At 55.2% G+C, this 21,440-nt stretch carries 18 protein-coding genes, 6 tRNA genes and 3 rRNA genes; 5 read left to right on the plus strand and 22 right to left on the minus strand.

The genetic code is table 11. The annotated features are described in order from the left end of the window. Nucleotides 1-36: 36 nt before the first annotated feature. The 20 genes from rplL to tyrS all read right to left on the minus strand — a co-directional run bounded on the left by rplL (nucleotide 37) and on the right by tyrS (nucleotide 14,479). Nucleotides 37-402 (minus strand): 50S ribosomal protein L7/L12, encoded by a 366-nt coding sequence (gene rplL / locus PSH86_RS27435; RefSeq protein ID WP_007970414.1) that lies wholly within the window; start codon nucleotides 400-402, stop codon nucleotides 37-39. A gap of 78 nt (nucleotides 403-480) precedes the next feature. Next, a complete protein-coding gene (rplJ, locus tag PSH86_RS27440) occupies nucleotides 481-981 on the minus strand; it encodes a 50S ribosomal protein L10 (RefSeq protein WP_003206099.1) in 501 nt (166 codons plus the stop codon). A 198-nt stretch (nucleotides 982-1,179) separates the two neighbouring features. Further along, a complete protein-coding gene (gene rplA, locus PSH86_RS27445; RefSeq protein ID WP_003186095.1) occupies nucleotides 1,180-1,875 on the minus strand; it encodes a 50S ribosomal protein L1 in 696 nt (231 codons plus the stop codon). Beyond that, complete coding sequence (gene rplK, locus PSH86_RS27450; RefSeq protein WP_003176435.1) at nucleotides 1,875-2,306, minus strand: 50S ribosomal protein L11; 432 nt, start codon at nucleotides 2,304-2,306, stop codon at nucleotides 1,875-1,877. The genes rplA and rplK overlap by 1 nt, the downstream gene beginning before the upstream one ends. 117 nt (nucleotides 2,307-2,423) lie before the next feature. Continuing rightward, on the minus strand, nucleotides 2,424-2,957 hold the full coding sequence (nusG, locus tag PSH86_RS27455) for a transcription termination/antitermination protein NusG (protein WP_010443972.1): 534 nt from the start codon (nucleotides 2,955-2,957) through the stop codon (nucleotides 2,424-2,426). 9 nt (nucleotides 2,958-2,966) lie between these two features. After that, nucleotides 2,967-3,335: a preprotein translocase subunit SecE gene (secE, locus tag PSH86_RS27460; RefSeq protein WP_003206102.1), complete on the minus strand. Its 369-nt coding sequence runs from the start codon at nucleotides 3,333-3,335 to the stop codon at nucleotides 2,967-2,969. 45 nt (nucleotides 3,336-3,380) lie between these two features. After that, nucleotides 3,381-3,456, minus strand: a tRNA-Trp gene (locus PSH86_RS27465). A gap of 53 nt (nucleotides 3,457-3,509) precedes the next feature. Beyond that, nucleotides 3,510-4,703 (minus strand): elongation factor Tu, encoded by a 1,194-nt coding sequence (gene tuf / locus PSH86_RS27470; protein WP_003186103.1) that lies wholly within the window; start codon nucleotides 4,701-4,703, stop codon nucleotides 3,510-3,512. A gap of 84 nt (nucleotides 4,704-4,787) precedes the next feature. Next, nucleotides 4,788-4,863: transfer RNA gene (locus PSH86_RS27475), tRNA-Thr, on the minus strand. A gap of 26 nt (nucleotides 4,864-4,889) precedes the next feature. Next, nucleotides 4,890-4,963 (minus strand) — tRNA-Gly (locus PSH86_RS27480). A 24-nt stretch (nucleotides 4,964-4,987) separates the two neighbouring features. Then, a tRNA-Tyr gene (locus PSH86_RS27485) sits at nucleotides 4,988-5,072 on the minus strand. 142 nt (nucleotides 5,073-5,214) lie between these two features. Then, the gene (locus PSH86_RS27490) at nucleotides 5,215-5,670 is read right to left on the minus strand and encodes a hypothetical protein (protein WP_109756662.1); all 456 of its coding nucleotides are present in this window, start codon (nucleotides 5,668-5,670) and stop codon (nucleotides 5,215-5,217) included. Nucleotides 5,671-5,677: 7 nt separating this feature from the next. Then, nucleotides 5,678-6,427, minus strand: a complete 750-nt coding sequence (locus PSH86_RS27495; protein ID WP_305486234.1) for a pantothenate kinase — start codon at nucleotides 6,425-6,427, stop codon at nucleotides 5,678-5,680. Then, nucleotides 6,417-7,373 carry a bifunctional biotin--[acetyl-CoA-carboxylase] ligase/biotin operon repressor BirA gene (birA, locus tag PSH86_RS27500; protein ID WP_025569668.1) on the minus strand — a complete coding sequence of 319 codons (957 nt, stop codon included), beginning with the start codon at nucleotides 7,371-7,373 and terminating at the stop codon, nucleotides 6,417-6,419. Before birA ends, PSH86_RS27495 begins: the two co-directional genes overlap by 11 nt. A gap of 133 nt (nucleotides 7,374-7,506) precedes the next feature. Then, nucleotides 7,507-7,622: ribosomal RNA gene (rrf, locus tag PSH86_RS27505) — 5S ribosomal RNA — on the minus strand. Between the two features lie 171 nt (nucleotides 7,623-7,793). After that, nucleotides 7,794-10,685, minus strand: a 23S ribosomal RNA gene (locus tag PSH86_RS27510). 249 nt (nucleotides 10,686-10,934) lie between these two features. Continuing rightward, nucleotides 10,935-11,010: transfer RNA gene (locus PSH86_RS27515), tRNA-Ala, on the minus strand. 27 nt (nucleotides 11,011-11,037) lie between these two features. Next, nucleotides 11,038-11,114 (minus strand) — tRNA-Ile (locus tag PSH86_RS27520). A gap of 65 nt (nucleotides 11,115-11,179) precedes the next feature. Further along, nucleotides 11,180-12,716: ribosomal RNA gene (locus PSH86_RS27525) — 16S ribosomal RNA — on the minus strand. Together the 16S, 23S and 5S rRNA genes with 2 tRNA genes alongside form the textbook arrangement of a ribosomal RNA operon. Nucleotides 12,717-13,279: 563 nt before the next feature. Then, entirely contained in the window at nucleotides 13,280-14,479 is a 1,200-nt protein-coding gene (gene tyrS / locus PSH86_RS27530; protein WP_116833589.1) for a tyrosine--tRNA ligase, read from the minus strand. Between the two features lie 212 nt (nucleotides 14,480-14,691). Between tyrS and PSH86_RS27535 the strand changes: the two genes are divergently transcribed. After that, complete coding sequence (locus PSH86_RS27535; protein ID WP_109754948.1) at nucleotides 14,692-16,110, plus strand: OapA family protein; 1,419 nt, start codon at nucleotides 14,692-14,694, stop codon at nucleotides 16,108-16,110. A gap of 2 nt (nucleotides 16,111-16,112) precedes the next feature. Beyond that, a complete protein-coding gene (locus PSH86_RS27540) occupies nucleotides 16,113-17,204 on the plus strand; it encodes an anhydro-N-acetylmuramic acid kinase (protein ID WP_305486241.1) in 1,092 nt (363 codons plus the stop codon). Nucleotides 17,205-17,271: 67 nt separating this feature from the next. Here the strand turns inward: PSH86_RS27540 and erpA are convergent, their stop codons facing one another. Continuing rightward, nucleotides 17,272-17,622, minus strand: coding sequence for an iron-sulfur cluster insertion protein ErpA (gene erpA / locus PSH86_RS27545; protein ID WP_003177727.1), 351 nt, complete (start codon nucleotides 17,620-17,622; stop codon nucleotides 17,272-17,274). A gap of 148 nt (nucleotides 17,623-17,770) precedes the next feature. Continuing rightward, a complete protein-coding gene (argC, locus tag PSH86_RS27550; RefSeq protein WP_305486244.1) occupies nucleotides 17,771-18,805 on the minus strand; it encodes an N-acetyl-gamma-glutamyl-phosphate reductase in 1,035 nt (344 codons plus the stop codon). Nucleotides 18,806-18,940: 135 nt separating this feature from the next. On the opposite strand from argC, the gene hemJ reads away from it, so the two are divergent. The 3 genes from hemJ to PSH86_RS27565 are packed head-to-tail and all read left to right on the plus strand — an operon-like array spanning nucleotide 18,941 to nucleotide 21,393. After that, nucleotides 18,941-19,372: a protoporphyrinogen oxidase HemJ gene (gene hemJ, locus PSH86_RS27555; protein WP_109754951.1), complete on the plus strand. Its 432-nt coding sequence runs from the start codon at nucleotides 18,941-18,943 to the stop codon at nucleotides 19,370-19,372. Between the two features lie 35 nt (nucleotides 19,373-19,407). After that, a complete protein-coding gene (locus PSH86_RS27560; RefSeq protein ID WP_176689030.1) occupies nucleotides 19,408-20,376 on the plus strand; it encodes a nitronate monooxygenase family protein in 969 nt (322 codons plus the stop codon). A gap of 51 nt (nucleotides 20,377-20,427) precedes the next feature. Further along, complete coding sequence (locus PSH86_RS27565; RefSeq protein WP_109754953.1) at nucleotides 20,428-21,393, plus strand: DUF805 domain-containing protein; 966 nt, start codon at nucleotides 20,428-20,430, stop codon at nucleotides 21,391-21,393. Nucleotides 21,394-21,440 lie beyond the last annotated feature (47 nt).

Here is a 21,440-nt window from a genome sequence, read left to right on the forward strand (position 1 = left end):
CGCTTAACGCTCGGGCTGGAGACGCAAAGTCGATGCTTACTTCAGCTCGACTTTAGCGCCTGCTTCTTCCAGAGCGGCCTTGGCTTTGTCAGCTGCGTCTTTGGCAACAGCTTCCAGAACCATGGCAGGAGCGCCGTCAACTACAGCCTTGGCTTCTTTCAGGCCCAGACCGGTCAGTTCACGTACTGCCTTGATCACGTTTACTTTCTTCTCGCCAGCTTCGGTCAGCATGACGTTGAATTCGGTTTGCTCTTCAGCAACGGCAGCAGCAACAGCTGGACCAGCGGAAGCAGCGGCAGCGGTAACGCCGAATTTTTCTTCGAAAGCTTTGATCAGCTCAACAACTTCCATTACGGACATGTTGCCAACGGCTTCGAGGATATCGTTTTGAGAGATAGACATGACTCTAAATTCCTGGATTGGGGGACGGCCTACGCGACCATCGAAATAAACAAAAAACGCGAAAAGGAGTGTCGAGCCTTAGGCTGCGGCAGCTTCTTTCTGGTCGCGCAGTGCCGCCAGAGTACGAGCCAATTTGCTGGTTGCGCCTTGAATCACGCTCATCAGCTGGGAAATTGCTTCGTCACGGGTCGGCAGAGTTGCCAGTACGTCGATCTGGTTAGCTGCGAGGAACTTGCCCTCGAACGCAGCTGCCTTAATCTCGAACTTGTCCTGACCTTTGGCGAATTCCTTGAACAAACGGGCAGCAGCGCCAGGATGTTGGGTGGAGAACGCGATCAAGGTCGGGCCGGTGAACACGTCGTTGAGGACACTGTATTCAGTGTCAGCAACAGCGCGCTTGAGCAGGGTGTTACGTACAACACGTACGTAAACGCCAGCTTCACGGGCCTCTTTACGGAGTCCGGTCATAGCGCCTACTGTTACGCCACGGGCATCAGCCACGACAGCGGACAGAGCAGCTTTGGCAGCCTCGTTGACTTCAGCGACGATGGCCTTCTTGTCTTCGAGTTTAATTGCCACGGGTTTAACTCCTGCTTGTTACCGTTTCATTCGGTCGAAACCGAATGTCGTTTTGGTGTCTGATTCGGTAAGGAACCGGGAGCACCATCTGCGTAGGCTTGTGGTTTAAGACTTGCGTCGCCTACGGTCTTGGACAGCCCCCGCCAGGCAGGGACCCCAATTTTTTGATTGGCGCAATTACTTGCGCCAACCTGAGTCTTACGCGTCGAGCGAGCTCTGATCGATGACCAGACCTGGGCCCATAGTGGTGCTCAGGGTAACGCGCTTGACGTAGATACCTTTCGAAGAAGCTGGCTTGATACGCTTCAGATCAGCGATCAGGGCTTCAACGTTTTCCTTCAACTTGACGGCGTCGAAGCCAATCTTGCCAACGGAAGTGTGGATGATGCCGTTTTTGTCGGTGCGATAACGAACCTGACCAGCCTTGGCGTTTTTAACCGCGGTGGCTACGTCTGGCGTTACGGTGCCGACTTTAGGGTTAGGCATCAGACCACGTGGACCGAGGATCTGACCCAACTGGCCTACAACGCGCATGGCATCCGGGGATGCGATCACTACGTCATAGTTCAGGTCGCCGCCCTTCATTTCAGCAGCCAGATCGTCCATGCCAACGCGATCAGCACCAGCAGCCAGAGCAGCTTCAGCTGCTGGGCCCTGGGTGAAGACAGCTACACGAACGGTCTTGCCAGTGCCGTGTGGCAGCACGGTAGCGCTACGAACGACCTGGTCGGATTTACGTGGGTCAACACCCAGGTTTACAGCAACGTCGAACGACTCGCTGAACTTGACAGTCGACAGCTCAGCCAGCAGAGCGGCGGCGTCTACAAAGTTGTAGGCCTTGCCTGCTTCGATTTTGCCGGCGATAGCCTTTTGACGCTTGGTCAGCTTAGCCATTACACACCCTCCACGTTAAGGCCCATGCTACGAGCAGAACCGGCGATAGTACGCACGGCTGCATCCATATCAGCTGCAGTCAGATCCGCGTTTTTGGTTTTCGCGATTTCTTCCAGCTGAGCACGGGTAACGGTGCCAACCTTAACGGTGTTTGGACGAGCGGAACCGCTGGTCAAACCTGCAGCCTTCTTCAGCAGAACCGAAGCTGGGGTGCTTTTTGTTTCGAAGGTGAAGCTACGGTCGCTGTAGACAGTGATGATCACTGGAGTCGGCAGACCTGGCTCAAGACCCTGAGTACGGGCGTTGAAGGCCTTGCAGAATTCCATGATGTTCACGCCGTGCTGACCCAGAGCAGGACCAACGGGTGGGCTTGGGTTAGCCTGAGCGGCCTTCACTTGCAGCTTGATGTAAGCGGTAATTTTCTTGGCCATGAGGCACTCCAATTACGGGTTCGAACGCCTCGAAAGGCTCCCCGGTTACTTGCGCGTTTATCCCAGTGACGACAAAACCCCACAGCCTTGGGCTGCGGGGTTGGGATGCCTGCTCAATCAGACCTTTTCGACCTGACTGAACTCTAGCTCTACCGGAGTAGAGCGACCGAAAATGAGCACTGCCACTTGGATCCGGCTCTTTTCGTAGTTAACTTCTTCAACCGTACCATTGAAATCAGCGAATGGACCGTCGGTGACACGTACAACCTCACCCGGCTCAAACAGTGTCTTCGGTTTCGGCTTGTCGCTACCATCAGCGACGCGACGCAGAATCGCTTCCGCCTCTTTATCCGTGATCGGCGCAGGCTTGTCAGCGGTACCGCCAATGAAGCCCATCACCCGAGGGGTATCCTTGACCAAGTGCCAAGTCCCTTCGTTCATATCCATCTGCACCAGCACGTAGCCTGGAAAGAACTTTCGTTCACTTTTGCGCTTCTGGCCATTACGCATTTCAACCACTTCTTCAGTGGGGACCAGAATCTCGCCAAAGCCATCTTCCATGCCAGCCAGCTTTACGCGCTCTATCAGCGAGCGCATGACATGCTTCTCGTAACCCGAGTAAGCATGCACAACGTACCAACGCTTAGCCACGGGACACCCTTAGCCAACAATCAAGGAAACAAGCCAGCCGAGCAGGGAATCAAGCCCCCACAACAGCAACGCCATTACCAGAACAACAGCCACAACGATCAACGTGGTCTGCGTGGTTTCTTGGCGAGTCGGCCATACGACTTTACGAATCTCGGTGCGAGCTTCCTTAGCGAGTACAAAGAAAGACTTGCCCTTGGCTGTCTGCAGGCCTACAAAGGCAGCAACAGCAGCAATGGCGAGCAATGCAAGTACGCGGTACAGGATCGGCGAAGCAGAATAATACTGATTGCCAACAACGCCAATAACCACCAAAGCGACTACCACTAGCCACTTGAGCAGATCGAAGCGAGAGCCTTGAGCTTCAGCTTTAGGAGTCATCTATGAAGATCCTGTGAAAAGAAAGCCAGACACACTGAGTGAATCTGGCAGGTCAGGAGGGAATCGAACCCCCAACCTACGGTTTTGGAGACCGTCGCTCTGCCAATTGAGCTACTGACCTAAAACAAAATCAGGCCGACCATTATGCCGGCCCGAAAAAGACATTACAACTGTTTACTCGATGACTTTGGCTACGACGCCGGCGCCGACGGTACGACCGCCTTCACGGATAGCGAAACGCAGACCGTCTTCCATCGCGATAGTCTTGATCAGGGTAACAGTCATCTGAATGTTGTCACCTGGCATTACCATTTCAACGCCTTCTGGCAGCTCGCAGTTACCAGTCACGTCAGTAGTACGGAAGTAGAACTGTGGACGGTAGCCTTTGAAGAACGGAGTGTGACGACCGCCTTCTTCCTTGCTCAGAACGTAAACTTCCGCGGTGAACTTGGTGTGCGGCTTGACGGTGCCTGGCTTGACCAGAACCTGGCCACGCTCAACGTCGTCACGCTTGGTGCCGCGCAGCAGCACGCCGCAGTTCTCGCCAGCACGACCTTCGTCGAGCAGCTTGCGGAACATTTCAACGCCGGTGCAGGTAGTTTTCTGAGTGTCGCGCAGACCGACGATCTCAACCTCTTCCTGGATACGGACGATGCCACGCTCAACACGACCAGTCACAACAGTACCGCGACCGGAGATCGAGAATACGTCTTCGATTGGCATCAGGAACGGCTTGTCGATAGCACGCTCTGGCTCTGGGATGTAGCTGTCCAGAGTTTCCACCAGCTTCTTGACAGCAGTGGTGCCCATTTCGTTGTCGTCCTGGCCGTTCAGAGCCATCAGAGCCGAACCGATGATGATCGGAGTGTCATCACCTGGGAAGTCGTAAGTGCTCAGCAGGTCGCGCACTTCCATCTCAACCAGTTCCAGCAGCTCAGCGTCGTCAACCATGTCAGCCTTGTTCAGGAAGACAACGATGTACGGAACACCTACCTGACGGGACAGCAGGATGTGCTCACGGGTTTGTGGCATCGGACCATCAGCGGCCGAGCAAACCAGGATCGCGCCGTCCATCTGGGCAGCACCGGTGATCATGTTTTTTACGTAGTCGGCGTGACCTGGGCAGTCAACGTGCGCGTAGTGACGCACGGCCGAATCGTATTCAACGTGAGCGGTGTTGATGGTGATACCACGAGCTTTCTCTTCCGGGGCGCTGTCGATCTTGTCGAAGTCAACCTTGGCCGAACCGAAAACTTCGGAGCAGACACGGGTCAGAGCAGCGGTCAGCGTGGTTTTACCGTGGTCAACGTGACCAATGGTACCGACGTTGACGTGCGGCTTATTACGTTCGAACTTTTCCTTAGCCATCGAAATCACCCCTAGGAGAAGAATTTAGCGAGTCACACAAGCCATTAAAACAAAGGCAGATATTTTCATATCTGCCTTGTAATATGGAGCTCTTGAGCGGATTTGAACCGCTGACCTCACCCTTACCAAGGGTGTGCTCTACCAACTGAGCTACAAGAGCGAAACACTTTGCACAATCTGCAAACTTGGAGCGGGTAGCGGGAATCGAACCCGCATCATCAGCTTGGAAGGCTGAGGTTCTACCACTAAACTATACCCGCGGAGCTTGCAGCTCACGCTAAAAATGGTGGAGGGGGAAGGATTCGAACCTTCGAAGTCGTAGACGTCAGATTTACAGTCTGATCCCTTTGGCCGCTCGGGAACCCCTCCTAAGCGAGCCGGCATTCTATATCATGCCAGCCTTCTGTCAAGCATTTTCTCATTAAAAACCTGAGGTTAGCTGCGTTGACGTCGCTTCGTATCGCTTACCTTTAAAGGTCTTCGCTGCGAAGCGGGCGCCATTCTATGCAAACTACCCTGCGGGTGCAACCCCTTCGCATGGCATTATTTTATGTTTTAACTCATTGAATTCTTTAGAAAGGTTTTGAAGCAACGATTCATTCACCTTCCCTGCGCTTTCCTGGGAAACCTGAATCCAGAATCCCCCACCCTCAGGGAGATTCGGCGAGCTCGATGCAGCAGGACGACCTACGACGCCCAAGGCAGCCAAACGCAGCTCCAACTGCCTGGTCAGCTCCGGACGAATGAAACCACCCAGGTAAACACAGTTTTTTTGCGCTTCACTCGATTTACCCAAGTCACGCCTGACCAGTGCATCCGCCGTTTCGCTCAAAAGATGAATATCCTGCTGCGAGCCGCGGTACAAACTCAGCGGAGTCACATCCTTGGCACGAAGCGGGGCCTCCTGCTGATGCCAGATGTAATAGAAGACATTCAAAACCAGCAACAACAGGAACAGCCACCGCATAGAAACCTCAAGACAAAGGACAGGCCATCGCCAAACCGACAAAAACCAGGTCGGGCACTACCCTGGCATCAGGAACAACCCCCGAGACCAGATTGGCGTCCCCTCCGGTGAGAAACACCACGAAATCCTTTCCCCAATACTGCCGTGCCAATTCAAGTTGAGTCAGGACAAACCCTCGGAGCATCAGCATGCAACCACGTTCAACCGCCTCGACAGTCGTACGACCTGGAGCGAGACTCTCATGGGCTCGCTCCGCCGCTATATCGTCATAGCGAATTCTTCGCGTATGGGTACGCAATTGGTTACGCATCAGGGGCATGCCAGGGCAAATAAATCCACCGAGATGTTCACCGTCCGCCGCCACAAAATCAGCGGTAATGGCAGTACCAAAATCAAGCACCAGGCACGCGCCCGAAGCGAGACGGAACCCACCAAGCAGGGCCAGCCACCGATCGAGCCCCAACCGCTCGTAATCCTCGTAGCCATTTCTTACCCCGGCCATTTCCCGGGCAGGCACAGCACGCGCCACCGACACCCCAAACACATCCACCAAAGAGGCGACCAAGGAGTCTGTCTCCTCCAGGGTTCTCACACTAACGAGACGGCATTTCTTGAGCTGGAACTTGTCGGCATTGCTCAAACTTGCCAACAGATCGCTGTCAGAGCCGACCACACCACCTTCGACCGGCGTCACTCCGTCAGCCTGAAGAACACGCCATTTGATAAAGCTATTGCCGCAGTCAAGCTCAAGAATCATTACGCAACCTCAGACTGAGCTCACCACCGCTAAAGTTTTTTTCCACACCCTCTACCTTCAAACGCAACGCACCCTGGTGATCGATACCCAGCACAATACCGTCAATTTTGTTAACACCAGCAATCAGGGATACAGCCCGCCCCTGCCAAAGATGGTATTGCTCCCACTCCGACTGTATTGCGGAAAATCCCGACGCATGATGAAGCCTTAGATAGTGCTGAAGCGTCGCACCCAATCGTGCCACCAACTCATTTCGATCAAAATCCCTTCTCGCTTCAAGACACATGGACGTCCATTGCTGGTCGACCTCATCGGTCGATTGCATATTCACATTTATCCCCACGCCCAGGACAACATGGCAAACGTCCGCAGGATCCCCCACCAATTCAAGCAAAATGCCAGCGATCTTCTTCTCTCCCACCAGGACATCATTGGGCCATTTCAGCCCCGCCTCGGCGATCCCCATATCGCGCAGGGCGTGCATGACAGCAAGTCCGACGACCAGGCTTAGCCCTTCGATCTGGCGCATGCCGCCGTCAATGCGTAACACCAGGCTGTGGTAGAGATTTTCGGCAAATGGGCTGACCCACTTACGACCACGACGACCACGGCCAGCCATCTGTCGTTCCGCCAAAACCATGAATGGCGCCGCCACCCCGCGCTCGATGAAACGCAGCGCCTCGGCGTTAGTAGAGTCGATAGAGTCAAAGATATGGACAGGCCACTCCTGAAGACCTTTTGCACAGATCTCAGCGGCATCCAGAAGCAACAGGGGCTTGGCCAACTGATACCCCCTACCTCGAACCTTATGAACAGACAGCCCTAATTCTGCCTCCAAGTGCTGCAATTGCTTCCATACAGCACTACGACTGATACCCAACGCAGCACCCAGCGCCTGCCCTGAATGAAAGCGACCATCCTTCAGAAGTTTTAGCAACGTGAGCATGCGGACTGAGCCCTGATAATGAGGCCCGCATGATAGCTATGCGCACGACCGTTGCATAGAAACACAAAATGACTTTCCTGCGGGCAAAACAAAACCCCTACCTGCGTCAGCAGATAGGGGTTTCGGAATTTAATCTTGACGATGACCTACTCTCACATGGGGAAACCCCACACTACCATCGGCGATGCATCGTTTCACTGCTGAGTTCGGGATGGGATCAGGTGGTTCCAATGCTCTATGGTCGTCAAGAAATTCGGGAGCCGGTGCGTGCCTTGCGGTCACGTGCCAGCGAATGGGTATGCGATAGATTTGTGTGCTGCGTTCGTGAGCGATGCGAACTTTCGGTTCGTGTCGTCTTCACACACCGCAATCTGGTCTCCTGGCCTTTGGCCTGGAGGATACAAATTGCTTGGGTGTTATATGGTCAAGCCTCACGGGCAATTAGTACAGGTTAGCTCAACGCCTCACAGCGCTTACACACCCTGCCTATCAACGTCGTAGTCTTCGACGGCCCTTCAGGGGACTCAAGGTCCCAGTGAGATCTCATCTTGAGGCAAGTTTCCCGCTTAGATGCTTTCAGCGGTTATCTTTTCCGAACATAGCTACCCGGCAATGCCACTGGCGTGACAACCGGAACACCAGAGGTTCGTCCACTCCGGTCCTCTCGTACTAGGAGCAGCCCCTCTCAAATCTCAAACGTCCACGGCAGATAGGGACCGAACTGTCTCACGACGTTCTAAACCCAGCTCGCGTACCACTTTAAATGGCGAACAGCCATACCCTTGGGACCGGCTTCAGCCCCAGGATGTGATGAGCCGACATCGAGGTGCCAAACACCGCCGTCGATATGAACTCTTGGGCGGTATCAGCCTGTTATCCCCGGAGTACCTTTTATCCGTTGAGCGATGGCCCTTCCATACAGAACCACCGGATCACTAAGACCTACTTTCGTACCTGCTCGACGTGTCTGTCTCGCAGTCAAGCGCGCTTTTGCCTTTATACTCTACGACCGATTTCCGACCGGTCTGAGCGCACCTTCGTACTCCTCCGTTACTCTTTAGGAGGAGACCGCCCCAGTCAAACTACCCACCATACACTGTCCTCGATCCGGATAACGGACCTGAGTTAGAACCTCAAAGTTGCCAGGGTGGTATTTCAAGGATGGCTCCACGCGAACTGGCGTCCACGCTTCAAAGCCTCCCACCTATCCTACACAAGCAAATTCAAAGTCCAGTGCAAAGCTATAGTAAAGGTTCACGGGGTCTTTCCGTCTAGCCGCGGATACACTGCATCTTCACAGCGATTTCAATTTCACTGAGTCTCGGGTGGAGACAGCGCCGCCATCGTTACGCCATTCGTGCAGGTCGGAACTTACCCGACAAGGAATTTCGCTACCTTAGGACCGTTATAGTTACGGCCGCCGTTTACCGGGGCTTCGATCAAGAGCTTCGCGTTAGCTAACCCCATCAATTAACCTTCCGGCACCGGGCAGGCGTCACACCCTATACGTCCACTTTCGTGTTTGCAGAGTGCTGTGTTTTTAATAAACAGTCGCAGCGGCCTGGTATCTTCGACCGGCGTGGGCTTACGCAGCAAGTGCTTCACCCTCACCGGCGCACCTTCTCCCGAAGTTACGGTGCCATTTTGCCTAGTTCCTTCACCCGAGTTCTCTCAAGCGCCTTGGTATTCTCTACCCAACCACCTGTGTCGGTTTGGGGTACGGTTCCTGGTTACCTGAAGCTTAGAAGCTTTTCTTGGAAGCATGGCATCAACCACTTCGTCACCCAAAGGGTAACTCGTCATCAGCTCTCGGCCTTAGAATCCCGGATTTACCTAAGATTCCAGCCTACCACCTTAAACTTGGACAACCAACGCCAAGCTGGCCTAGCCTTCTCCGTCCCTCCATCGCAATAACCAGAAGTACAGGAATATTAACCTGTTTTCCATCGACTACGCTTTTCAGCCTCGCCTTAGGGACCGACTAACCCTGCGTCGATTAACGTTGCGCAGGAAACCTTGGTCTTTCGGCGTGGGTGTTTTTCACACCCATTGTCGTTACTCATGTCAGCATTCGCACTTCTGATACCTCCAGCAAGCTTCTCAACTCACCTTCACAGGCTTACAGAACGCTCCTCTACCGCATCACTTGCGTGATACCCGTAGCTTCGGTGTATGGTTTGAGCCCCGTTACATCTTCCGCGCAGGCCGACTCGACTAGTGAGCTATTACGCTTTCTTTAAAGGGTGGCTGCTTCTAAGCCAACCTCCTAGCTGTCTAAGCCTTCCCACATCGTTTCCCACTTAACCATAACTTTGGGACCTTAGCTGACGGTCTGGGTTGTTTCCCTTTTCACGACGGACGTTAGCACCCGCCGTGTGTCTCCCATGCTCGGCACTTGTAGGTATTCGGAGTTTGCATCGGTTTGGTAAGTCGGGATGACCCCCTAGCCGAAACAGTGCTCTACCCCCTACAGTGATACATGAGGCGCTACCTAAATAGCTTTCGAGGAGAACCAGCTATCTCCGAGCTTGATTAGCCTTTCACTCCGATCCACAGGTCATCCGCTAACTTTTCAACGGTAGTCGGTTCGGTCCTCCAGTCAGTGTTACCTAACCTTCAACCTGCCCATGGATAGATCGCCCGGTTTCGGGTCTATTCCCAGCGACTAGACGCCCTATTAAGACTCGCTTTCGCTACGCCTCCCCTATTCGGTTAAGCTCGCCACTGAAAATAAGTCGCTGACCCATTATACAAAAGGTACGCAGTCACCCAACAAAGTGGGCTCCCACTGCTTGTACGCATACGGTTTCAGGATCTATTTCACTCCCCTCTCCGGGGTTCTTTTCGCCTTTCCCTCACGGTACTAGTTCACTATCGGTCAGTCAGTAGTATTTAGCCTTGGAGGATGGTCCCCCCATATTCAGACAAAGTTTCTCGTGCTCCGTCCTACTCGATTTCACTTCTAAGATCCTTTCGCGTACAGGGCTATCACCCACTATGGCCGCACTTTCCAGAGCGTTCCGCTAAAATCAAAGAAGCTTAAGGGCTAGTCCCCGTTCGCTCGCCACTACTAAGGGAATCTCGGTTGATTTCTTTTCCTCAGGGTACTTAGATGTTTCAGTTCCCCTGGTTCGCCTCTTGCACCTATGTATTCAGTACAAGATAACCATCTTATGATGGCTGGGTTCCCCCATTCAGACATCTCCGGATCAAAGTCTGTTTGCCGACTCCCCGAAGCTTTTCGCAGGCTACCACGTCTTTCATCGCCTCTGACTGCCAAGGCATCCACCGTATGCGCTTCTTCACTTGACCATATAACCCCAAGCAATCTGGTTATACTGTGAAGACGACATTCGCCGAAAATTCGATCTTGCTCATGAGAGCAACTCACAAATTTTACCTTAGCCTGAGCCGTTACCAGTGAAAGTAACGTTCAGTCTATCTTTCTATCACATACCCAAATTTTTAAAGAACGATCTAATCAAAAGACTAGAAATCAACATTCATCACCCTGGGGTGGAATGCTCATTTCTAAGCTTTAAACGTTGTGCCAATCTGTAATGGTGGAGCCAAGCGGGATCGAACCGCTGACCTCCTGCGTGCAAGGCAGGCGCTCTCCCAGCTGAGCTATGGCCCCGTATCTTTACCGGGGACACCATGAAATTGGTGGGTCTGGGCAGATTCGAACTGCCGACCTCACCCTTATCAGGGGTGCGCTCTAACCAACTGAGCTACAGACCCAATCGTCTTCTTCAATGAATCAAGCAATTCGTGTGGGAGCTCATGAAGCAGCTGCGGTCGTCGATTAAGGAGGTGATCCAGCCGCAGGTTCCCCTACGGCTACCTTGTTACGACTTCACCCCAGTCATGAATCACACCGTGGTAACCGTCCCCCCGAAGGTTAGACTAGCTACTTCTGGTGCAACCCACTCCCATGGTGTGACGGGCGGTGTGTACAAGGCCCGGGAACGTATTCACCGCGACATTCTGATTCGCGATTACTAGCGATTCCGACTTCACGCAGTCGAGTTGCAGACTGCGATCCGGACTACGATCGGTTTTGTGGGATTAGCTCCACCTCGCGGCTTGGCAACCCTCTGTACCGACCATTGTAGCACGTGTGTAGCCCAGGCCGTAAGGGCCATGATGACTTGACGTCATCCCCACCTTCCTCCGGTTTGTCACCGGCAGTCTCCTTAGAGTGCCCACCATAACGTGCTGGTAACTAAGGACAAGGGTTGCGCTCGTTACGGGACTTAACCCAACATCTCACGACACGAGCTGACGACAGCCATGCAGCACCTGTCTCAATGCTCCCGAAGGCACCAATCCATCTCTGGAAAGTTCATTGGATGTCAAGGCCTGGTAAGGTTCTTCGCGTTGCTTCGAATTAAACCACATGCTCCACCGCTTGTGCGGGCCCCCGTCAATTCATTTGAGTTTTAACCTTGCGGCCGTACTCCCCAGGCGGTCAACTTAATGCGTTAGCTGCGCCACTAAGAGCTCAAGGCTCCCAACGGCTAGTTGACATCGTTTACGGCGTGGACTACCAGGGTATCTAATCCTGTTTGCTCCCCACGCTTTCGCACCTCAGTGTCAGTATCAGTCCAGGTGGTCGCCTTCGCCACTGGTGTTCCTTCCTATATCTACGCATTTCACCGCTACACAGGAAATTCCACCACCCTCTACCATACTCTAGCTCGACAGTTTTGAATGCAGTTCCCAGGTTGAGCCCGGGGCTTTCACATCCAACTTAACGAACCACCTACGCGCGCTTTACGCCCAGTAATTCCGATTAACGCTTGCACCCTCTGTATTACCGCGGCTGCTGGCACAGAGTTAGCCGGTGCTTATTCTGTCGGTAACGTCAAAACACTAACGTATTAGGTTAATGCCCTTCCTCCCAACTTAAAGTGCTTTACAATCCGAAGACCTTCTTCACACACGCGGCATGGCTGGATCAGGCTTTCGCCCATTGTCCAATATTCCCCACTGCTGCCTCCCGTAGGAGTCTGGACCGTGTCTCAGTTCCAGTGTGACTGATCATCCTCTCAGACCAGTTACGGATCGTCGCCTTGGTGAGCCATTACCTCACCAACTAGCTAATCCGACCTAGGCTCATCTGATAGCGCAAGGCCCGAAGGTCCCCTGCTTTCTCCCGTAGGACGTATGCGGTATTAGCGTCCGTTTCCGAGCGTTATCCCCCACTACCAGGCAGATTCCTAGGCATTACTCACCCGTCCGCCGCTCTCAAGAGGTGCAAGCACCTCTCTACCGCTCGACTTGCATGTGTTAGGCCTGCCGCCAGCGTTCAATCTGAGCCATGATCAAACTCTTCAGTTCAAACATCTTTGGGTTTTGAGAAAACCCTAAACTTGGCTCAGCAATCGTTGGTTACATCTTTGATTTCTCGCGGAGTAACTTGTGATGCTGATAATCTGTTGACTAGCAGTCTGACTCCACAAGCACCCACACGAATTGCTTGATTCAGTTGTTAAAGAGCGGTTGGTTAAGAGCTTTCGTCTCAACCGAGGCGCGCATTCTACAGCGCCCGGTGTATCTGTCAAGCGGTTATTTTCAGAAGTTTTCAAAGTTTCGCTTGGGAAACATCAACAACTTCAACCACTTGCGCTTCCGATCTCTCGTTAGCGGGAGGCGAATTCTACAGCGTTACTCGCTGCTGTCAACACCTCTTTTTCACCGCTTTCGACCGAGAAGATCGAACCGCCGACAAGGCCAAACCCACACTGCCTTATCAGCTACTTCCTGGCTTCGATGACCTGAAGCCCGACCCCTTCAAAACCTACTTAACTCATTGAATCTCAAGGAGTTTTCCGTTTCGACTGCGCCGGAAGTGGGGCGAATTATAGACGTCCAGAATTTGCCGTCAACACCTATTTTCAGCTTTATTCGGATTTCAGCGTAATTCGCGCGAAAGCTTTCTTGCCGGCCTGGCAAACATGGGTAGAACCCAACGCATATATATAGGTGCGATCCACCACCTCACCATCTATACGCACGCCACCCGAACCCAGGAGATCTCGCGCCACCGCAGCATTCTTGACCAGGCCCGCCTTATTAAGGACTGCCGCAATCGGCATATCCTCGGCAGCAGTCAACTCGATCTCTGGCAGATCATCCGGCAGTTCGCCGTCCTTCATACGATTACCCGCCGCACGATGGGCATTGGCCGCAGCCTCCTCACCATGGAAGCGAGCAACGATCTCTTCGGCCAACTTGATCTTGATGTCCCGCGGATTGGCCCCCGCCTCGACATCGGCACGGAAGGCATTGATCTCTTCCATGGACCGGAAACTCAACAGCTCGAAGTAACGCCACATCAGCACATCAGGAATGGAAACCAGCTTGCTGTACATGACCCCCGGGGCTTCCTGGATACCTACGTAGTTGCCCAACGACTTGGACATCTTTTTCACGCCATCCAGACCTTCCAGCAAAGGCATGGTGAGAATGCACTGCGCCTCCTGACCATAACCGCGCTGCAACTCACGCCCCATCAACAGATTGAACTTCTGGTCGGTGCCGCCGAGCTCAACATCCGCGCGCAACGCGACCGAGTCATAACCCTGTACAAGCGGGTAAAGGAACTCATGAATGGCAATTGGCTGATTGGTTTTATAGCGCTTGTCGAAGTCATCGCGCTCGAGCATGCGAGCCACGGTGTATTGGGACGTCAGGCGAATGAAATCCGCCGGCCCCATTTGATCCATCCACGTGGAGTTGAAAGCCACTTCAGTCTTGGCCGGATCAAGAATCTTGAAAACCTGAGTCTTGTAGGTCTCGGCGTTATCGAGAACCTGCTCACGGGTCAGCGGTGGGCGCGTGGCACTCTTGCCGCTCGGATCACCGATCATCCCGGTGAAGTCACCTATAAGGAAGATGACCTGGTGCCCCAGATCCTGAAACTGGCGCAGCTTATTAATAAGCACGGTATGACCCAAGTGCAGATCGGGCGCCGTCGGATCGAAACCGGCCTTGATACGCAGCGGCTGCCCGCGCTTGAGCTTTTCGATCAGCTCGGACTCGACCAACAGTTCTTCCGCACCACGTTTGATCAGCGCTAGCTGCTCTTCAACCGACTTCATAACAGACCCGTAAGGCTCAGATTCAAAGGGCCCCAACCATACAAGATCGCGCACCAAATACAAGGTTTGCCCGGCGCGCGGACGCCAATCCACAGAACAGAGCGTCCGCGGGCTTGCTTCGCAGGGGTTTTGGTTATATTTTATACAGTTATTTCATCTTCATCATGTCATTCATCTTTTCCAATTCATCTTTTCAAAAGTCAAAATTACTTATGACCACAGAACCGTCTAAAGCGCCACCGCTTTACCCAAAGACCCACCTGCTTGCCGCAAGCGGCATCGCAGCCCTCCTTAGCCTGGCGCTCCTGGTGTTTCCCTCCAGCGATGTTGAAGCCAAAAAGACGACTCTGAGTCTGGAACTGGAAAGTCCTGCTGAACAACTGACACAAGAACAAGACGCCCCCGAAGCCGTTCAAGCCACAAACGAACCAGCCGCCTCCCCTTTTGCGCAGATTGAAAACAGCCCGCAAGACAACACCGAGGCCGCCGCTCAGGCACAAGCGCCTGTTGCAGAAGAAAAGAAAGGACCAGACCATCGCGAAGTGATCGTTGCCAAGGGCGACACGCTTTCCACCCTCTTCGAAAAGGTTGGCCTGCCCTCGACTTCGGTCCATGAAATCCTGGCCAGCGACAAGCAAGCCAAGCAATTCACGCAACTACAACGTGGCCAGAAACTCGAATTCGAACTCAATCCAGACGGACAGCTGACCAATCTGCACACCAAGCTGAGCGACCTGGAAAGCATCACCCTGACCAAAAACGACAAGGGTTATGTATTCAACCGCGTCACCGCCAAGCCCACTGTTCGCTCGGCCTATGTTCATGGCGTGATCAATAGTTCATTGTCTCAGTCAGCTGCACGCGCCGGCCTTTCCCATAGCCTCACCATGGACATGGCCAGCGTATTTGGCTACGACATCGACTTCGCCCAGGACATTCGCCAGGGTGACGAATTCGACGTCATCTATGAGCAGAAAGTGGTCAACGGCAAGAGCGTCGGCAATGGCCCGATTCTTTCCGCGCGCTTCACCAACCGCGGCAAGACGTACACTGCGGTGCGCTACACCAACAAGCAAGGCAACAGCAGCTACTACACCGCCGACGGCAACAGCATGCGCAAGGCGTTCATCCGTACACCGGTTGATTTTGCTCGCATCAGCTCGAAGTTCTCCGCCGGCCGCAAGCATCCGATTCTGAACAAGATCCGCGCCCATAAAGGTGTCGACTACGCAGCTCCCCGTGGCACGCCAATCAAGGCTGCCGGCGACGGCAAGGTATTGCTGGCCGGACGTCGCGGCGGTTATGGCAACACCGTGATCATCCAGCACGGCAATACCTACCGCACGCTATACGGCCACATGCAGGGCTTCGCCAAAGGCGTGAAGACGGGTGGTACCGTCAAGCAAGGCCAGGTGATCGGATACATCGGTACTACCGGCCTGTCCACCGGCCCGCACTTGCACTATGAATTCCAGGTCAACGGTGTCCACGTCGATCCGCTAGGCCAGAAATTGCCGATGGCCGATCCGATCGCCAAGGCCGAGCGCGCGCGCTTCCTGGCTCAAAGCCAACCGTTGATGGCTCGCATGGATCAAGAGAAAGCCACCATGCTGGCCTCGAGCAAGCGCTAAGCATGGCGCTCTATATCGGTGTGATGTCCGGGACCAGCCTGGATGGTTTGGATATCGCACTGGTCGAACTGACTCCGGCGATCAAATTGATCGCCACGCACTACATTCCGATGCCCACCGCCCTGCGCACCGAGCTGCTTGGACTGTGCAGCAGCGGGCCCGATGAGATCGCCCGCTCCGCCATCGCCCAGCAAAGTTGGGTAAAGCTGGCCGCACAGGGTATCCATACCCTGCTCGACGAACAGAACCTCAAGCCTGAGGACATCACGGCGATTGGCAGCCACGGCCAGACCATCCGCCATGAACCGGCCCGTGGATTTACCGTACAGATTGGCAATCCGGCCCTGTTGAGCGAGTTGACTGGCATCGCCGTCGTCAGCGATTTCCGCAGCCGTGATGTTGCCGCCGGAGGACAAGGCGCCCCGCTGGTTCCGGCATTTCACGAAGCACTGTTCGAAGAACGAATCGGCAATCGCGCCGTGCTGAATGTCGGCGGTTTCAGCAATCTCAGCCTGATAGAGCCGGCGAAACCCGTAGCCGGTTTCGACTGTGGCCCAGGCAACGTATTGCTCGATGCCTGGATACATCAACAACGAGGCGAGCATTTCGATCGCGATGGCCAATGGGCTGCCAGCGGAAAAGTCGAGCCTGTCCTGCTCAAGACACTGCTGAGCGACCCTTTCTTCGTCACCAAAGGCCCGAAGAGTACCGGGCGTGAAGTATTCAACCTGCCTTGGCTGAGCCAGCATCTGTCGCAGTTGCCAGCCTTCGCTCCGGAAGACGTGCAGGCGACGTTGCTCGAACTGACAGCCCTGACCATCGTCGAATCACTCCGACATGCCCAGCCCACTACTCAGGAATTGCTGGTCTGTGGCGGCGGTGCGCACAACCAGACGCTCATGACGCGCCTGTCTGACTTGCTGCCGGATGCCAAAGTCAGCAGTACCGCCGTGTACGGCGTAGACCCGGATTGGGTTGAAGCCATGGCTTTCGCCTGGCTTGCCCATTGTTGCCTTGAAGGTATCCCGGGCAACCGCCCAAGTGTCACCGGCGCTCGTGGCCTGCGCGTGCTCGGCGCCATCTATCCGGCCTGAATCCAATAATCACGGACAAAAAAACGCCGCAGGGCCTAAGGCACTGCGGCGTTTTTTATTGAAGCACTCAGATCGAGAACGAAGAACCGCACCCACAGGTCGTGGTCGCGTTAGGGTTCTTGATCACGAAGCGCGAGCCTTCCAGACCTTCCTGATAATCCACCTCGGCACCTGCCAGGTACTGGAAGCTCATCGGATCGACCACCAGGCTGACCCCTTCGCGCTCGACGATGGTGTCATCTTCGGCCACTTCTTCATCAAAAGTGAAGCCGTACTGAAAACCTGAACAACCGCCGCCCGTCACAAATACGCGCAGCTTCAAACGATCATTACCCTCTTCATCGACCAGGCTCTTCACCTTGTGCGCCGCACCGTGGGTGAATTGCAAAGCCGTGGGGGTGAAGGTTTCGACGCTCATGCTGAATATCTCCCGGCGTTTACGCCGCCATAATGCGTGATGGCGGGCATTATCCGCTTCTCCTAGAAAATTGGTCAACTATTTAGAAGAGCAGCGGCGAGCTACAAGCCTCAAGCCTGTAGCTGCCAACCTGAAGCTTGTGCTGCCGTTACGGCAACATCCCGGCATGGGACAACCCCAGGCGCTCATCCAGCCCGAACAGAATGTTCAGGTTCTGAACGGCCTGGCCGGACGCGCCCTTGACCAGGTTATCGATAACCGACAACACCACTACCAGATCACCGTCCTGCGGACGATGCACGGCAATCCGGCAAACGTTCGCACCGCGCACACTGCGGGTTTCCGGGTGGCTGCCGGCCGGCATTACGTCGACGAACGGTTCGTTGGCATAACGTTTTTCAAACAACGCCTGCAGGTCTACCGAACGATCGACGACGGTTGCATACAGGGTGGAGTGGATACCACGAATCATCGGCGTCAGGTGTGGCACGAAGGTCAGGCCGACATCCTTGCCCGCTGCCCGGCGCAACCCCTGGCGAATTTCCGGCAGGTGCCGATGCCCCTTGACCGCGTACGCCTTCATGCTTTCCGAGGTTTCGCTATACAGCGAGCCGACACTGGCTCCGCGCCCGGCACCGCTGACACCGGATTTGCAGTCGGCAATCAGACGCGAGGCATCGGCAAGGCCCGTTTCAAGCAGCGGCAAGAACCCCAGCTGTGTGGCCGTCGGATAGCAACCCGGTACGGCGATCAACCGTGCCTGCTTGATTTTCTCGCGATTGACTTCCGGCAAGCCGTAGACCGCTTCATCGAGCAGTTCCGGTGCACCGTGGGGCTGGCCGTACCATTTGGCCCATTCGTCGGCGTCCTGCAGGCGGAAGTCCGCCGACAGGTCGATGACCTTGGTCCCGGCGGCCAGCAGCTCACCCGCCAGGGCGTGAGCGACACCATGGGGCGTGGCGAAGAACACCACATCGCAGGCGCCGAGGGTCTTGATGTCCGGGACGCTGAACGCCAGGCCGTCGTAATGGCCCCGCAGGTTCGGATACATGTCGGCGACGGCCAGGCCGGCCTCGGATCGGGAGGTGATGACCACCACCTCAGCCTGCGGATGCTGTGCCAGCAGACGCAGCAGTTCGACACCGGTGTAACCCGTGCCGCCGACAATACCGACCTTGACCATAAACCTGCCCTCAACGAACCCACTGGAAAGCCGTCGATGATAGGGGCCGCAAGGCGCGGCGACAACCGTCAAGGTGACGTGTGGCCGCTCCAACCTCTACTATCGGGCTACCGTGAATTCCTGGAATAACTAAAAATGCTCTATCTGTGGCTCAAAGCACTTCACATCGTCAGCATGGTCTGCTGGTTCGCCGGCCTGTTCTACCTGCCTCGCCTGTTTGTCTACCACGCCCAAAGCGAGGACAGCGTCAGCAAAGAACGCTTCAGCGTCATGGAGCGCAAGTTGTACCGCGGCATCATGGGCCCGGCAATGATCGCTACCCTGGTATTTGGCATCTGGCTGCTCAGTCTCAACGCCGGTGCCTACTTCACCCAGGGTGCCTGGATGCATGCCAAGTTGACCTTGGTCGTGCTGCTGATCGGTTACCACCATATGTGCGGCGCCCAGGTGAAGCGCTTCGCCCGCGGCGAAAACACCCGCAGCCATGTCTTTTATCGCTGGTTCAATGAAGTGCCGGTTCTGATATTGCTGGCTATTGTAATTCTGGTGGTCGTCCGACCGTTCTAATCTCCAATCAGCATTTATTATCCGGGGTACTTCCAATGTCGTTGCCCGCTCTGCTTGAACAACGCTTGCGTCTGCCCGTCGTGGCGGCACCGATGTTCCTGATTTCCAATCCGCAACTGGTACTGGCCTGCTGCCGCAACGGCATCGTCGGCAGCTTTCCGGCGTTGAACCAGCGTGAAAGCAGTGGCTTGAAGGCCTGGCTGGAGGAAATCGAAGCGGGTCTGGCAGCCTTGGAAAATCCGGCGCCCTACGCCGTAAACCTGATCGTCCATCACAGCAACCCGCGACTTCAGGCCGACCTGGCCATCTGCATCGAACACAAGGTGCCGATTGTCATCACTAGCCTGGGCGCGGTGAAGGAACTGGTGGATGCCGTCCACAGCTATGGCGGGCTGGTATTCCACGACGTGACTACCCGGCGTCACGCCGAAAAAGCCGCCGAAGCCGGTGTCGATGGCTTGATCGCCGTTGCCGCCGGCGCAGGCGGGCACGCCGGGACCTGGAGCCCGTTTTCATTGATTGCCGAAATCCGGCAGTTTTTCGATAAGACCTTGCTGCTTGCGGGATGCCTGAATCACGGCCATCAGATTTTGGCCGCCCAACTGCTTGGTGCGGATCTGGCGTACTTCGGTACGCGCTTTATCGGGACAAGCGAAAGCCAAGCCCCTGACGCTTATAAAGAGATGTTGCTCACATCCAGAGCCGCAGACATCGTGCATACTCCCGCTGTGTCCGGGGTACCGGCCAGTTTCATGCGCCAGAGCCTGGAGAATGCCGGGTTCGATCTGGCCGCCCTGCAGAACAAGGGCGAGGTGGATTTCGGCTCGAAACTCAAGCCGCTGAACGATGAAGCCAAGGCCTGGAAAACCGTATGGTCGGCAGGCCAAGGCGTGGGTGAAATCGATGATTTGCCCAGCGTCGATCAGTTGGTGGCGCGCCTGGATGAAGAATATCGTCAGGCACAAACCCGGGCGGCACAGCTTGGCAGGCAATGGCCCCGCTGAAGCCACCCCATAAAAACAGTTAATTAACTTTCAGAGACAAGGATGCCGGGCATGAGCGAAACCCGTTTCAACATCGTATTCGACGGAGGCCTGATGCCTGGCGTCGATACCACCACAGCCAAACTCAACCTCGCCGAGCTGTTCAAAAGCGATATCAGCGCCATTGAACGCCTGTTCACTGGTCGCAGGGTAGCCCTTAAAAGCAACTTGTCCCAGAGCGAAGCGCAGCAGTACCTGGAAGCACTCAACAAGAGCGGCATCGATGCCAGGATCGAAGCCGAACCCGCCCTCCAGCTGAGCCTTGGCGAAGTACAGGAGTCGCCACGACAGCCGGAGGTACGCCACCCAGAGTCGATCGTCGATCCCGTCTCGCCGTACGCGCCTCCCCGGGCCGAAGTGGGTGAAACGCTCGCCGAGTACGGCACGCTCAAGCCCTTCAGCTTCGATGGGCGTATCGGGCGTTTGCGCTACCTGGCCTGGACCATGGTGTTGACCCTGGCCATGCTGCCCCTGGTCGGCTTGGGCTTCTGGCTTGCCACGGCCTGGCTGATGGCTTCCGACTCGATAGCCGCACTGGTCGTCGGCGGTCTGCTCGGCGCAGCCGTCGTGCTTGCCTTTGCCTTCGTGAGTATCCAGTTCAACGTCCAGCGCCTGCACGATCTGGGCTGGTCGGGGTGGCTGTGGCTGATTAACCTGGTTCCATTCGTGGGCAGCATCTTCCCGTTCATCCTCATCATCGCTCCGGGCAATACCGGCGCAAACCAGTACGGCCCGCCACCACCGCGCAATACCACGGCGGTCAAATTGCTGGCGTCGCTTTGGCTTGTGATGATCGTCTTGATTTTCATGGCCACCTTTGCCGGCATCTTCGGAGCCCTCCAGGAGGACTACGACAGCAGCAGCCTGAGCAGCTATGAAAGCAGCGAGTCCAGCAACGAAACCAGCGAAGAACCCGCCGTCGAGGCAGCCGAGCCCGCCCCGCCTTCTGTAGACTATGAAGAAGAAGAGGAACAATAAGCGCGCTTCATGCCGGTGACAGCCCAGTCGACTGGCGGCGGGCTGTT

The sequence above is a fragment of the Pseudomonas sp. FP2300 genome, from assembly GCF_030687595.1.
GTDB lineage: Bacteria > Pseudomonadota > Gammaproteobacteria > Pseudomonadales > Pseudomonadaceae > Aquipseudomonas > Aquipseudomonas bijieensis.

Bases quoted from the DNA above. Each gene is read 5' to 3' on its own strand.
- PSH86_RS27490 (WP_109756662.1), bottom strand. From the start codon at position 5,670: ATGCGGTGGCTGTTCCTGTTGTTGCTGGTTTTGAATGTCTTCTATTAC.
- rplA (WP_003186095.1), bottom strand. From the start codon at position 1,875: ATGGCTAAGCTGACCAAGCGTCAAAAGGCTATCGCCGGCAAAATCGAA.
- secE (WP_003206102.1), bottom strand. From the start codon at position 3,335: ATGACTCCTAAAGCTGAAGCTCAAGGCTCTCGCTTCGATCTGCTCAAG.
- PSH86_RS27535 (WP_109754948.1), top strand. From the start codon at position 14,692: ATGACCACAGAACCGTCTAAAGCGCCACCGCTTTACCCAAAGACCCAC.
- PSH86_RS27495 (WP_305486234.1), bottom strand. From the start codon at position 6,427: ATGATTCTTGAGCTTGACTGCGGCAATAGCTTTATCAAATGGCGTGTT.
- birA (WP_025569668.1), bottom strand. From the start codon at position 7,373: ATGCTCACGTTGCTAAAACTTCTGAAGGATGGTCGCTTTCATTCAGGG.
- PSH86_RS27560 (WP_176689030.1), top strand. From the start codon at position 19,408: ATGTCGTTGCCCGCTCTGCTTGAACAACGCTTGCGTCTGCCCGTCGTG.
- rplL (WP_007970414.1), bottom strand. From the start codon at position 402: ATGTCTATCTCTCAAAACGATATCCTCGAAGCCGTTGGCAACATGTCC.
- argC (WP_305486244.1), bottom strand. From the start codon at position 18,805: ATGGTCAAGGTCGGTATTGTCGGCGGCACGGGTTACACCGGTGTCGAA.
- tuf (WP_003186103.1), bottom strand. From the start codon at position 4,703: ATGGCTAAGGAAAAGTTCGAACGTAATAAGCCGCACGTCAACGTCGGT.
- tyrS (WP_116833589.1), bottom strand. From the start codon at position 14,479: ATGAAGTCGGTTGAAGAGCAGCTAGCGCTGATCAAACGTGGTGCGGAA.
- hemJ (WP_109754951.1), top strand. From the start codon at position 18,941: ATGCTCTATCTGTGGCTCAAAGCACTTCACATCGTCAGCATGGTCTGC.
- PSH86_RS27540 (WP_305486241.1), top strand. From the start codon at position 16,113: ATGGCGCTCTATATCGGTGTGATGTCCGGGACCAGCCTGGATGGTTTG.
- rplK (WP_003176435.1), bottom strand. From the start codon at position 2,306: ATGGCCAAGAAAATTACCGCTTACATCAAGCTGCAAGTGAAGGCCGCT.
- PSH86_RS27565 (WP_109754953.1), top strand. From the start codon at position 20,428: ATGAGCGAAACCCGTTTCAACATCGTATTCGACGGAGGCCTGATGCCT.
- erpA (WP_003177727.1), bottom strand. From the start codon at position 17,622: ATGAGCGTCGAAACCTTCACCCCCACGGCTTTGCAATTCACCCACGGT.